Annotated in this window: 8 protein-coding genes; 2 read left to right on the forward strand and 6 right to left on the reverse strand. The window is 70.1% G+C overall.

The genetic code is table 11. The features are described 5' to 3' along the window. Window positions 1-29: 29 nt before the first annotated feature. From SYV04_RS15180 to SYV04_RS15205, 6 genes are all read right to left on the reverse strand, one after another. The gene (locus SYV04_RS15180) at window positions 30-1,736 is read right to left on the reverse strand and encodes a DUF255 domain-containing protein (RefSeq protein ID WP_321546468.1); all 1,707 of its coding nucleotides are present in this window, start codon (window positions 1,734-1,736) and stop codon (window positions 30-32) included. Next, window positions 1,733-3,397 carry a sensor histidine kinase gene (locus tag SYV04_RS15185; protein ID WP_321546469.1) on the reverse strand — a complete coding sequence of 555 codons (1,665 nt, stop codon included), beginning with the start codon at window positions 3,395-3,397 and terminating at the stop codon, window positions 1,733-1,735. Before SYV04_RS15185 ends, SYV04_RS15180 begins: the two co-directional genes overlap by 4 nt. A 237-nt stretch (window positions 3,398-3,634) precedes the next feature. Further along, entirely contained in the window at window positions 3,635-4,360 is a 726-nt protein-coding gene (locus tag SYV04_RS15190; RefSeq protein WP_321546470.1) for a response regulator, read from the reverse strand. Window positions 4,361-4,649: 289 nt separating this feature from the next. Further along, window positions 4,650-6,059: a sigma-54-dependent transcriptional regulator gene (locus SYV04_RS15195; protein WP_321546471.1), complete on the reverse strand. Its 1,410-nt coding sequence runs from the start codon at window positions 6,057-6,059 to the stop codon at window positions 4,650-4,652. A gap of 90 nt (window positions 6,060-6,149) precedes the next feature. Then, the gene (locus tag SYV04_RS15200) at window positions 6,150-6,956 is read right to left on the reverse strand and encodes a response regulator (protein WP_321546472.1); all 807 of its coding nucleotides are present in this window, start codon (window positions 6,954-6,956) and stop codon (window positions 6,150-6,152) included. 204 nt (window positions 6,957-7,160) lie between these two features. After that, window positions 7,161-10,337: an Ig-like domain-containing protein gene (locus SYV04_RS15205; RefSeq protein WP_321546473.1), complete on the reverse strand. Its 3,177-nt coding sequence runs from the start codon at window positions 10,335-10,337 to the stop codon at window positions 7,161-7,163. Between the two features lie 207 nt (window positions 10,338-10,544). Here SYV04_RS15205 and SYV04_RS15210 point away from each other — a divergent pair, with 207 nt between their 5' ends. Continuing rightward, window positions 10,545-12,122 carry a cation:proton antiporter gene (locus SYV04_RS15210; protein ID WP_321546563.1) on the forward strand — a complete coding sequence of 526 codons (1,578 nt, stop codon included), beginning with the start codon at window positions 10,545-10,547 and terminating at the stop codon, window positions 12,120-12,122. Next, window positions 12,119-13,252 (forward strand): NAD-binding protein, encoded by a 1,134-nt coding sequence (locus SYV04_RS15215; protein ID WP_321546474.1) that lies wholly within the window; start codon window positions 12,119-12,121, stop codon window positions 13,250-13,252. The genes SYV04_RS15210 and SYV04_RS15215 overlap by 4 nt, the downstream gene beginning before the upstream one ends. Window positions 13,253-13,254 lie beyond the last annotated feature (2 nt).

Consider the following 13,254-nt stretch of genomic DNA (forward strand, 5'->3'; position numbering starts at 1 on the left):
GGTGCCCATGCGATGCCCGGCGACAACAGTCACCCCCGACCGGGGGTACCAGGACTCAGGTTGCCTGTCTGCTCCACCTCCGGCCAGGCAATGACGCCCAGTTCATCGGCGGCCAGGAGGAACTCGCCGATCATCCGCCCTTGGTCGGCGATGAAGCGCGCGGTGGAGATACCCGCGAGCACCCCACGCCCCCGCTCCCGCCACGCCGCGTCTCCCGTGAGCGCGTGAAGCGAGGCGAGGAAGCGCGCCGCCGCCACGTTGTGGACGAAAGGGCGCTCCCGGCGGGCGAAGACGCCCACGGCGTCTGGGTCCAACGTCGTCTCGAAGAGCGCACCGCTGTCCGGAGCCGCGAAGTCCTTCATGAGCCGCTCCCCCACCCGCACGGCGGCCTCGCGGTAGCGCGCCTCTCCGGTGCGCAGGGCCAGCAACGCGAGGGCCCGCCCGAGCGCCGCCGCGTCCCCGAGGTACCGAGGCCCGGAGCGGTGGGAGGCCTCGCGCCACACCGTGCCGCCCTCTCGCACATGGCTGCTCAAGAGGACGTCGGCCGCGGTGCGCGCCCGCGTGAGCGGCTCGCCTTCTCCCGTCGCCTCATGGAGCGTGAGCAGCGCGGCGATGGCCCGCCCGTTCTCGCGGGAGTAGACGTGGGTGTCCACCCAGGGAATCCCGAGCGCCCGGCGGCCGGCATCCTCCTTCGCGTAGTACACGTGTCCATCCACGAAGGGGATGCTCGAATCGTGCGCCCCCACGTCGGCGTCCTGGTTCGTATAGAAGGTGCCATCCGGCGCGCCCAGGAAGGTCTCCATGTACCGGGCGATGCCACGCGCCTGGGCGAGCACCGAGGCCTCCTTCGTGAGCGCCCACGCTCGCGCGTAGGCCTCCAGGTTGGCGGCCTGCTGCACCATGAGCTTCTCGTAGTGCTGCTCGTTCCAGTGGTTGGCGGCCGAGTACTGGTAGACGCCGCCCCACACCGGATCATGGATGGGGCGCTGGCGCTCCAGGGTGAAGACGACGCGCTCCCGAGCGCTCCGGTCCCCCCGAGCGGCGCGACGCACCTCGAACTCGAGGTTCTCTCCCACCGGTGCCTTCCGGTACGCGCCCCAGTTCCCCTCGCGCGCGTCGTACATGTCATCCATCCGCTGGAGCACGGAGGAGGCAACCCACGGCAGCATGGCGGGCGTGGCCGCCACCTCCACCGAGAGCGAGCGCGCCGCGGCCTGCCGCTCCCGCGAGAGCGCCTCGACGCTCCGGAGCAGCGCGAGGAAACGTTCCGGAGCGAGATAGCCCCGGTACTTGCCGACCTCCTCCGCGTCGGGGTTCAGGAGGATGGTGGCGGGCCAGCCGTAGTCCACCCAGCGCTCGAACAAGTCCGGCCGCGCATCCACGTCCACGCGGATGGCCACGAAGCGCTCGCGCAGGAGCCGGCCCACCTCGGGGTCGCGGTACGTCGTCTCGTCCATGACGTGGCACCAGTGACACCACTCGGCGGCGCCATCGATGAGCAGGTAGCGCCCCTCGCGCTTGGCACGGGCGAAGGCCTCCGGCCCCCACTCCTCCCAGGTGAAGGAGGGCGCCAGGCCCCGCTCCCGGGCGCGGACGATGTCCACCGAGGCGGGAGTCCCTGGGCGGACGTGCCCTCCGGGACCGGTAGCGGGGCGGCAGGCGGACAGCAGCAGGAGCAGGACGAGACAGGAGCGCACGCGGGGGAGGATACGGAACAGCCGCGAGAACGGTTTCACGAAGCCACGGCCAGGGTGACGCGGAAGGTGGTGCCTCGCCCCACCTGGCTCTCCACCTGGATGCTGCCCCCCTGGGAGTTGACGAGGCTGCGGCACAGCGACAGTCCCAGCCCCGTACCCACGCCAATGGGCTTGGTGGTGAAGAAGGGATCGAAGATGCGCTCCAGGTTCTCCGGAGGAATTCCACACCCCGTGTCCTTCACCTCCAGGAAGACGCTCCCCTCCCCATTCAGCCGCACCACCACGCGGATCTCGTTCTCCTCGACCTGTCCCGGCTCGATGGAGTGCGCCGCGTTGATGAGCAGGTTGAGCAGCACCTGCACCAGCCGCGGCCCATTGCCTCGAATGGAGGGCACGTCCTGACAGTCGAGCACCATCCGCGCCCGAGGGAGGACCTCCGGCTCGGCCAACCGCGAGGCGCTGCGAACCACCGACGCCAGCTCCACCGGGCCGAGCGCGAGATCATCCGGGCGGGCCAGCATCCGGAGATCCTGGACGATGAGGCGCACCCGCTCGGCGCCCTCGCTCACCCCGCTCAACGCCTCCATCAGCTCCTGGTGCTCGGGAGACGCGGCATCGCCCATCCGCGACAGCTCGGTGGTGAGGAAGCGCAGGTTGCTGATCATATAGGAGAGCGGGTTGTTGATTTCATGCCCCACACCGGCCGCGAGCCGGCCCACCGCCGCGAGCCGGTCCGAGAAGAGGAGCAGCTCCTGGGTGTTCTGGAGCTGCCGAAAGCTCGCCTCCAGGCGGGCGTTGGCGGTCTCCAGCTCGGAGGTCCGTGCGCGCACCGTCTCCTCCAACATGGCGCTGTAGCGGCGCGCCTCCCGCTCGGAGGCCTCGGCCTCGGCCTTCACCAGCCGCTGCTTCTCCTGGAGCGTGTCGCGCAGCTCGCCGGCCATGCGGTTCATGGCATGGGCCAGCATGCCCAGCTCATCCCGCCCCATGGTCGGCACGGCCACCTCGAAGTCCCCCTGACCGATGCGCTCGGCGGCGCCCCGGAGCTTGCGCAACGAGCCTCGCAGCGGCAGGAGGATGGCCATGGCCAGCACGATGACGAGCACGCCGCAGCCAATCGTGACGGCCTTCGCGATGGTCAACCCGCGCTGCACGTTGTGGTTCCAATGGCGGCGCAGCTGGGCCCGCAACTCCCACTCCCGCTTATGAATGGCGGAGATGCGCTGTCCCACCTCGCGCTCATATTCCTGGTAGAGCCCCCAGTGAACGCTGGCCGAGACGGGGACTCCTTCTGGCTCCGCGCGCAGGCGCAGTTCGGCCCGGTCCATCCAGAGGCGCAGCGCCAGGAAGATCTGCTGCTGCTCCTCGGTCTTCCACTCGCCCTCCCATCCGTCGCCCACGGCCTGCCGCTCTCGCTGGAGTCCCTGCTCGAGCCGCACCCGCTCTTCCTCGAGCAGGGCCTGGTACTCGCGCCGCACCTTCGCGGTGTCCTTCCCCTGCTCCCGCGCCTCTCGCATGGCGTTGAGGTAATGCCAGGAGTCGTCCTTCAGCAGGGACAGGTTGTCGAGCTGCTCTTGGATGGAGATCAGCCGCTCGCGGATGCCCTGGCCCACCCGCGAGGCGAAGATGAGCGAGCCCCCCAGGGTGCAGATCGACAGCAGGGCCACACCCGCGAACAGCAGGACCTTCGTGCTGACCGACATGGGCTGGCCCCCCTCCACGCTCTCCCAGGGCAAAGGCAGTGTAACGAGCTTGAACCCACGCTCGCTACCCTCCCCCCCCGTGTCCTGGAGGGCGGCTGCGCTTCGGGCCGGACGGCATGCGCTGGCGGAGGTGTACCTCTACGTCACCCGATGAAAATACCCTGCCCCGCCGAGGTTCCCGATCAAAGCTTTTTGGGGGGGAGCGAATGGCGGTTGCCCTCGACGGGACAGGGGCTCTCAAATCAATGCCAGGGACGGCTCGGCCGCGACGGCGTGCTCACCTCTGCGGGCCAGCAGCGAGCGGGGCCACGGCGCCCGCTCCCGGGCGAAGAGTCGTTGGCTGGGCGTGTCGATGGTGAGCCGCAGCCCGGAAATGGCTGGCGAGAGGCGCAGCCGCGGCGTCCCCCAGCCCATCATCTCGAAGAGGGCGCGCTCACCCACCAGGGACGAGGTCTCCGCGTGGACGACCTCACCCGAGAGCACGTGGAGCGTGCCGGTGCGCTCACCCACTTGCAGTTGAAGCATGCAGGTCTTCCGCTCCCACGCCACCAGCTGCAGGAAGCCCAGGAGGGTGCCGGTCGGCCAGCGCCCCTCGTCGTGCTTCTGGAGGAGCTCGCGCACCTCGAAGGCCAGGCTGTGGATGCCAAACTGCTTGGGCAGACAAGGCACCTGGGCCGAGCGCCCGAAGCAGATCAACCGCTCCCAGGGGTCTCGGGAAGTCAGCACCACCACCGGCAGCTCCGGGTTGCGGTACATCACATGGGCCAGCAGCTGGAAGCCATCCATCACCGGCATCCACAAGTCGGTGAGCAGCAGATCCACCGGGCGATCCCCCAACACCTGCACCGCCTCCGCGCCGTTGGAGGCCACCACCAGCGTGAACTCCTCCCGGTGGAGCTCGAACGCGGTGGCCGCCCTGGCCCGCACGTACTTGTCGTCATCGACCAGCAGGATTGTCTTCACGGAGGGCCTCCGAACGGCGTGACCCTCCCGCTTAGAGCAACCCGGATGCCAGGGCCTCGGGCCGCGCCAACTCCGCGAAACCGTTGAGGCTACGCCTCGGTGCCCTTCAAAGGGCCCGTGCGCGAGGCGTGCATCGTGGCATTTCGCCTCAGCGGCTCGCGCGAGGCAAAAGCCCTGTCTTTCTCCGCACATACCCACGCGGGCCCAGGGCAGGCGTGACGGAACGCCACAGCGCTCGACGGCTGCTCCCTTTGCGTCTGGGCAGGCGGCGAGCGCAACGACTGCGCGCTCAGCGCGAGCGCGGGGGCGCGGGCGCGTCGGGGTCCGCGGCGTCCTCGGAGGACAGGGCGCGGTACTCGGCGAGCTTGCGATAGAGGGTGCGCCGGTCCACGCCCAGCACGGTGGCGGCGCTGGACTTGTTGCCCCCCAGCGCCTCCAGCACGCTGAGGATGTGGCGCCGCTCCACCTCGTGCAGGGGCAGGAAGGAGCCCCCCTCGGCGCCCAGGCTCGGCGGCACGCCCCGGTACTGGCGGACCTTCTCCGGCAAGTCCCGCACGGCGATGGACTCGCTGGCGGTGAGGGCCACCGCGCGCTCGATGCAGTTCTGCAATTCGCGCACGTTGCCCGGCCACGAATAGGCCAACAGCCGCTCCGCCGCCTCGTCCGACAGGCCCGCCACCTTCTTGTCCGCGAGCGCCGCCGCCTGCTCCAGGAAGCGCTGGGCCAACAGCAGCACGTCTCCGCCCCGGTCCCTCAAGGGCGGCAGCGGCACATGCACCACGTTGAGCCGGAAGAAGAGGTCCTGCCGGAAGCGCTTCTGCTGGACGGCCTCCTCCAGGTCCACGTTGGTGGCGGAGACGACGCGCACGTCAATCGCCTGCTCGGCGGTGGCGCCCACCGGGCGCACCTTGCGCTCCTGCAACGCGCGCAGGAGCTTGGGCTGCAGGCCCAGGGGCAGCTCGCCTACCTCGTCCAGGAAGAGCGTGCCGCCATGGGCCTGGACGAAGAGGCCGGGCTTGTCCGAGCGCGCGTCGGTGAAGGCGCCCTTCACATGGCCGAACAGCTCGCTCTCCAGCAGGGCCTCGGGCAGCGCGCTGCAGTTGATGGCCACCAGGGGCCCGTCCTTGCGCCGCGAGCGCTGGTGCAGCGCGCGCGCCACCAGCTCCTTGCCCGTGCCGCTCTCGCCGGTAATCAGCACGGAGATGTCGGCGGTGGCCACCCGGTCCAGCAGCCCGTACACCTCGCGCATGGCGGCGCTGGTGCCCAGCAAGTCCTCGAAGCGCCGCGTCTGGTCCACGGTGCGCCGCAGCCGGCTCACCTCCTCGCGCAGCGCGCGCAGCTGCACGGCGCGCTCCAGCGTGAGCGCCAGCGCCGCGAAGTCCAGGGGCTTGGTGATGAAGTCGTAGGCGCCCGCGCGAATGGCCGCCACCGCCAGCTCGATGCTGCCGTGGGCGGTGATGAGGACGATGGGCAGCTCGGGGTAGCGCTCGGCCACCTGGCGACACAGCTCGATGCCGTTGGGGCCGCCGATGAGCTGCAGGTCCGTCACCAGCACATCCGGCAGCTCGCGCGTCAGCCGCGCCAGCGCCGCGTCCGCGCCCGTGACGGTCGCCACCTCGAAGCCGCGATGGCGGAGCTGCACGGAGATGAGCGCTCCGAGCTCCACATCGTCATCCACCACCAGGACCTTGGGTGCCATACCTCGCAGCATGGCCGGACGCTCGGGGCCGGCACCTCCTGGGCCTCTGGATACCACGTCATGAACGCCCCGGCGCTATTGGGACTCGGCTTAGCTGGCGGCGCCTGCCTGCTGGCCCGACACCCAGCGCTCCGCCCAGGAGATGGCGCGACGCAGCGCGCTGTCTCGCCGGGAGCGCACGAGCACCACCGGGGCGGGCTTGCCCGAGGTGGCCGGCATGGGGACGACGGTGGCGGGCATCTCCCAGACGGACTCCTCCACCACGAGCTGCTCCAGCCGGTGCGAGAGCGTCAGCTGGGGCTGCGAGGGCAGCGGGTCCACGCGCATCCACACCTCGCGCCAGGTCAGCATCTCGTCCATGGCCACCCCACCCTCGGCGCCATCGCACGCGGCGTGGATGAGCTCGCCGCAGAAGAGCTGGAGCTGCCCGGAGCGCGGGCCCGCGTTCACCTTCAACGTACACGTCTCACGCTCGTGGGAGAGCACGCGCAGCAGGTCATGCAGGGACATGGGCCGGGCCGACTTGCCTTCGAGCGACTGGAGCACCTCGCGCGTCATGGTAAGCAGCAGCTCGGTGCGGACCGGCTTGTTCAGGTGGCTGCGCCAGGGAAGGACGGACACCTCGTCCTGCGAGCTCCGGTCGGCGCTCCACGGGGTACTCATCGTCACCACGGCCACCTTGGGGCAGCAGTTGGCCAGGTAGGCCAGCAGCTCGAAGCTCTCGCGCTCGGGCAGGCCCAGGTCCACGAGCGCCAGGTCCACCTCGTGCTCGCCCAGGACCCACAGCGCCTCCAGGTAGGTGGAGGCCGTGAGCAGCAGCAGCTCGGGCTGCGCGAAGGCGCGGACCGCACGGGCGCGGGCGAGGCAATCGGTGTCGACGAGGAGCACGGTCTTCATGCCCGTGTACCAGAGCAACCCGGATGCCACGCCCCTCTGGGTACACAACCCCTCGAAACTCCAGGGCCCGTGCCGTCCGGGGGCTCACCCACCCCCGTGGCAGCCCTGTGCACCGTAGCGTCCTGTCACAGGGGCCCGGGAGGGACAAAGCCGTGTCCTTCCCGGGGGTTGGGGAGCTGGAGGCTCCCCCTGGGACATTTCGCCTCAGCGGGTGACGGTCACCGTGAAGGTGGAGCTGAAGGCTGTATTGCCTGCCGGGTCCCACGCCCGTGACTTCAGGGTGTAGGTGCCCACGGGATAGCTCGAGGTGTTCCAGTTCACCGAATAGGGCGCGGTGGTGTCGGTGCCCACCAGGGTGTTGCCCACGAAGAACTCCACCTTGGTCACCGTGCCCCGGTCATCGCTGGCGGTGGCGGCCATCTGCACCCCCCCCGTGAGCGCGGCGCCGGCCGAGGGCGCGGTGAGCGTGGTGACGGGCGGCGTCAGGTCATTGTCGAAGGTGACGGTGACCGCCTGCGAGCTGGCCACGTTGCCGGCCGCGTCGTAGGCCTTGGCGGTGAGCACCTGGGCGCCGTTGGCCAGGCTCCGGGTGTTGAGGCTGTAGCTGTAGGGCGCCGAGGTATCGAGCCCCCACTGCACGGTGCCGACGAAGAAGGCCACCCGGGTGACGGCCACGTTGTCGCTGGCGGTGGCCGTGAGGTTGACGGTGCCGGTGAGCGTGGCCCCCGAGCCAGGCGCGGTGAGCGCCACGGTGGGCGCGGTCAGGTCATTGTCCACCGTCACCGTGCGCTCGGCGATGCCGATGTTGCCCACGGAGTCGTAGGCCTTGGCGGTGATGGTGCGCGGGCCGTTGGGGCTGCCGACCGTGCTCCAGCTGAAGCTGTAGGGCGAGGAGATGTCGGTGGCCAGCTTCATGGCGCCCTCGTAGAACTCCACGCGGATGACGCCCACGTTGTCGGTCGCCGTCGCGGAGAAGGCGACGGAGCCCTTGACGATGGCGCCCGCCGCGGGCGCGGTGAAGTTCACCGTCGGGGGCGTCAAGTCGTTGTCGAGCGTCACGTTCACCGGGTCGGAGGTGCCCTCGTGGCCCGCGGCGTCATAGGCGCGCACGGTCAGCGCGTGGGTGCCATTGGGCGCCGTGCGCGTGTTCCACACGTAGGTGTAGGGCGCCTCGGAGTCGGTCCCCAGCAGCGTGGCCCCGTCGTAGAACTCGACGCGGGTGACGCCGAAGTCGTCGCTGGCCGTGGCGGTGAGGGTGGCGTTGGCCCGCAGCGTGGCCCCCGCGCCAGGCGCGGTGAGGGTGGCCGTCGGCGGCTGGGTGTCCGTGGCCTGCCCCACGATGAAGACCAGGTCGTCATAGTCGTTGAAGTTGCCGCTGCCGCAGGGGCTGGCCGGGCCGCCGTAGCGGTAGGCGGCACGGATGGCCTGCTGCGGGCCGCCATGGGGGAGGATGAAGGTGGTGGTCAGCTGGTTGGGGCCCACGTCCAGCGGGCTCAGCGTGGTGATGAGGTTCCACACGGGGGCGGTCGCGTCGGCGGCGGAGTACAGGTCCAACCGCTCCTTGGAGGCGTCGAAGCCCGCGTTGAGGGTGACGTTGACGCGCACCTGCTTGCCCGAGGCGAACAGCGTGCCGTCCTCGCGGAGGACCTGGATGCGCTCCAGCGAGGGATCGAACTCGTAGTAGCCCTCATTGCCGTCCGCGCAGGAGTCGCCCAGGGTGTTGGGGGCGTTCGACTCGGGGCCCATGGCGCCGCGGCCCTCGAGCAGATCCGAGGAGTCGCACTGGTCGGTGAGCACCGAACAGGCGGGGGCGCGCAGGGTCGGGTCATAGGTGGCCTTGCCCGGATTCTGGAGGGTGACGGACACGGACGAGGTGCTGCTGTTGCAGCCCGTGTCGTGGGCGCGCGCGGTCAGGGTGTAGGAGCCATTGCCCACGGTGTTGCTGTTCCAGCTCACCGAGTAGGGCGGCGCCGAGTCGACGGCGATGAGCAGCCCGTCGAGGAAGAACTCCACCTTGAAGACGTTCACGTCGTCGCTGGCGGTGGCCGACAGCGTGATGGCGCCGACAATCGTGGCGCCGGCCGCCGGCGAGGTGAGCTGCACCTGGGGCTTCACCGAGTCGGTCGAGCCCATGCACGCCGAGTGGAGCAGCACATTGGGCGAGCCGGTGTAGGCGTCCTCGACGACGTTGCGCGTGGAGCGGGCGACGATCTCCTCATGGACCTCGGCGGGCGTCGCGTTGGGGTGGCCCTCCAGATAGAGCGCCACGGCGCCGGCTACATGGGGCGAGGCCATGGAGGTACCGTCGGTGACGTAGATGGCCGTGTCCGAGTTGTACCAGGCGGAGGTGATTCCCTCGCCGGGCGCGAAGAGGTCCACGCAAGGGCCATAGTTGGAGAAGACGGAGCGGTAGTCATTGATGTCCGTGGCGCCCACGGTGATGGCGCCCGGCACCCGGGCCGGCGACTTGGCGCAGGCGTCGATGCTCTCGTTGCCGGCGGAGACGACATACGTGACGCCCGCCGCGATGGAGGCGCTCACCGCGTCATCCACGCCCTGATGGGCCTCGGCACCCAGGCTCATGTTGGCCACGGCCGGGCTGATGTGGTTGGCGGTAATCCAATCCAGGCCGGCGATGAGCGCCTCCTCGGTGCCCTCGCCCGAGCAGCCGATGACGCGCACCGAGTGGATGGTCACATTCTTGGCCACGCCATAGTTGGTGCCACCCAGGGAGCCGGCGACGTGGGTGCCGTGGCCATGGCAGTCCTCCGTGGTGCCCTCGCCGACGGCGTCGAAGCCCTCGCCCATGCGTCCGGTGAACTCGACGTGGGTGCTGCGCACGCCGGTGTCGAAGACGTAGGCGTGGACGCCCGCGCCCGTGTACTCGTAGGTGTAGAGGTTATCCAATTCCAGGAAGCGCTGGTCCACGCGGTCCAGGCCCCAGGTCGGGTTGAGCTGGGTGCCGTGCAGGGTGACGACGCGGTCCTGCTCCACGTAGCGCACGCGCGGATCCTCGCTCATGCGCAGCGCCTCTTCCTCCGTCATGGTGACGGAGAAGCCGCGCAGCGCGTGCGAGTACAGCTTGCGGACGGCGCCACCGTGGGCCCGAACGAGCGTATCGGAGGCCTTGCTCACCTCCTGGACGGAGGCCCGGGGGCTCTGCTTGGCCTTGTCATCGAAGACGACGATGTAGCGATTGGGGATGCCGTTGGCGGCCGCACGCAGGAGCTTGGTGCCCGGGCCCTTGCCCGCCGCGAGTCCCTGCGCCTGCGGCTGGGCTTCCGCTGTTGGCGGCGAGCCCGATTCGAGGCGCTCTCCACATGCGGAGAGGAATCCGCACATCCCCAACAGGATGGCGGTGGTTCGCAGCGAGGTGAGCATCGGCTTCCTCCGGTTCGCTCGTGCGCGACTTATTCAAGTGTGAAGCAAGATGATGGCAGATTCACTTGAGGTGCGTACAGTCACCTGAGGCTTGCCTGCTCTGGGGTTTTCATACCCCGGGGGCGTGGGTCCCTGCTCACCCGCCGCACTGGGGACGTGATAACACTCTCACCGCAGCAGCCCTGAAGGATCGGAGCGCCCGTGGAGATGCATGTCGTCATCGGTTTGATGGTCGCGGCCATCGCCGTGGCCATTGCCGCCAAGCGCGTGCGCATCCCCTACAACGTGGCGCTGGTGGGAGGCGGCCTCATCATCTCGGTGGGCGGCCTGCTGCCGGGGGTGCCACCGCTGAGCCCAGAGGTGGTGTTCATCGTCTGCCTTCCAGCGCTGTTGTTCGAGGGCGGCATCACCGCGGACATTGGCAACGTGCGCGCCAACGCGGTGCCCATCGCCGTGCTGTCCTCGCTGGGCGTGGTGCTGGCCATCGGCGCCACGGGCGCGGCGCTGCATGGGCTGCTGAACCTGGGGTGGGGCCCGGCGTTGCTCCTGGGGGCCATCCTCTCCGTCACCGACACCGTCTCCATCCTCTATGCCTTCCGCCGGGCGCCGGTGCCGCAGCGCCTGAGCGGCATCATGCAGGGCGAGAGCCTCTTCAATGACGGCACCGCGCTGGTGGCCTACGCCGCCATCGCCGCCGTGGTGGCCGGGGGGCAGACGCCCTCGCTGGTGATGCTGACGGGCAAGGTGCTGGCCGCCAGCATCATGGGCGCCGTCATCGGCCTGGTGCTGGCGCTGGTGGGCAGCTTCATCATCCGCCGCACCGAGGATCCGCTGGCGGAGATCATGGCCACCACGGCGCTGGCCTTCTCCTCCTTCGTGCTGGCCGAGCAGTTCCACTTCTCGGGCGCCATCGCCGCCGTCACCGCGGGCCTGGCGGTGGGGGTGACGCTGCGGCGGGCGGTGTCCCCGCAGAGCCAGGTGGCCATCCACACCTTCTGGGAGTACGCCGCCTTCGGGGTGAACACCTTCCTCTTCCTGTCGGTGGGGCTCACCACGCGGCCGGAGGTGCTGCTGTCATACCTGCCGGAGACGGGCATCGCGTTCGCCTGCGTGCTGGTGGGCCGGGCGGTGGCCATCTACATCCCCTTCCTGCTGCTGCGCTGGCTGCGCCCGGCGGCCTCCATTCCGCTGCGCTGGCAGCACGTGTTCCTCATCGGCAACATCAAGGGCGCGCTCTCCATCGGCCTGGTGCTGGGCCTGCCCGCGAACACGCCCTCGCGCGAATTGCTGGTGGCCGTCGCCTTCGGCGTCACCTTCTTCTCGCTGGTGGGCCAGGGGCTGCTGTTGAGCAAGGCGCTGCGGCGCATGGGCCTCATCGAGGAGGACCCGGTGGCGCTGCACGTGGCCGAGCACCAGGGGCGCCTCATCGCCAGCCGGGCGGCGCACCACGAGCTGGAGGACCTGCACGAGCAGGGGCTGGTGCCCCGGGCCGCCTACGAGCACCTGCGCAGCGACTACCAGGTGAACATCGCCCGCGCGGAGCGGGAGCTGCGGCGGCTCAATGAGCAGCACCTGGCGCAGGGAGCCCGGAGCCTGATCGCCGTGCGCCGCCGCCTCATCGACGCGGAGCGCACGGCGCTGCAGGGAGCGCGGCGCAACGGGCTCATCCCCGACGCCATGGCGGAGGAGATGCTGGCGCGGTTGGATCAGCGCACGCTGGAGCTGGAGCACGCACTGCACGGCACGGAAGGCCGAGAGAAGGACGGAGGGAGAAAGAGCGCATGAGGATCGTCATCGCTGGAGGAGGCCGGGTGGGCTCGGTGCTGGCGGCGCGGCTGGTGGCCGAGCAGCACACCGTCACGGTCATCGAGCGAGACGCGACCATCTGCACCCGGCTCTTCGAGGAGGTGGGCGTGGTGACGGTGTGCGGGGACGCGACGAGCACCCAGGTATTGGAGGCGGCGGGCATCGCCGCGGCGGACGTGGCGGCGGGCGTGCTGGCGCGAGACGCGGAGAACCTGGCCTTCGCCATGCTGGTGCGCAGCATGTCGCCCGCGCGGGTGATGGTGCGCATGTTGGACAACACCTACCGCGAGGCGTACCGGATGGCGGGGGTGAAGGACCTGGTGGCCGAGGCGGACGTGGTGGTGGCGAAGATGACGACGGCCATCGACTTCCCGCAGGTGGCCGGCTCGCTGCCGCTGGCCAGCAGCGACACGCTGCTCTTCGAGGTGGGCATCGGCCCTCGGGCGCTGGTGTCGGGCAAGACGGTGGCCCAGGTGCGCGGGATTGAGGGCTTCCCGAAGGAGAGCCTCTTCATCGCCGTGGTGGACTCGGAGGGGCAGACGGTGGTTCCGGACGGCAGCACCGTGCTGCGCTCCGGCCACACCGTCATCCTCGTGGCGCGCCGCTCCCAGCTCGCGCAGGCGGTGGAGCTGCTCACCGCCGAGCCGACCTCGAGCACCGGCTTGACGCCGCTCACGCAGGCGCTGCGCAAGGTGGACTTCCTGGCGCCGCTGAGCGACGCGGAGCTGGCGACGGCGGCGCGGGGCGCGGAGTTCCTCCAGCGGCCGGCGGGCTCGGAGATTTTCAAGAAGGGCGACCCGGGAGAGACGTTCTTCGTGGTGCTGGCGGGCGAGGTGCGGCTCCTCGGAGACGGCGGGCAGTTGGTGAGCACGGTGGGCCCGGGCGGCTTCTTCGGCGAGCTGGCGCTGCTCACGGGCGAGCCGCGCATGGCCACGGCGGTGGCCTCCAGCCCGTGTGAGCTGGCGGCGGTGGGGCGCGAGGACTTCCGAGGGGTGGTGATGGGCAACCCCACGGTGGCGCTGGAGATGAGCCGCATCCTCGGCCAGCGGCTCTCGCGCGCTCAGGGCGCCAGCCTCCCCATCAAGCGCAAGGGCCTCTTCGGACGCTGACC

The sequence above is a fragment of the Hyalangium ruber genome, from assembly GCF_034259325.1.
GTDB classification, from domain to species: domain Bacteria; phylum Myxococcota; class Myxococcia; order Myxococcales; family Myxococcaceae; genus Hyalangium_A; species Hyalangium_A rubrum.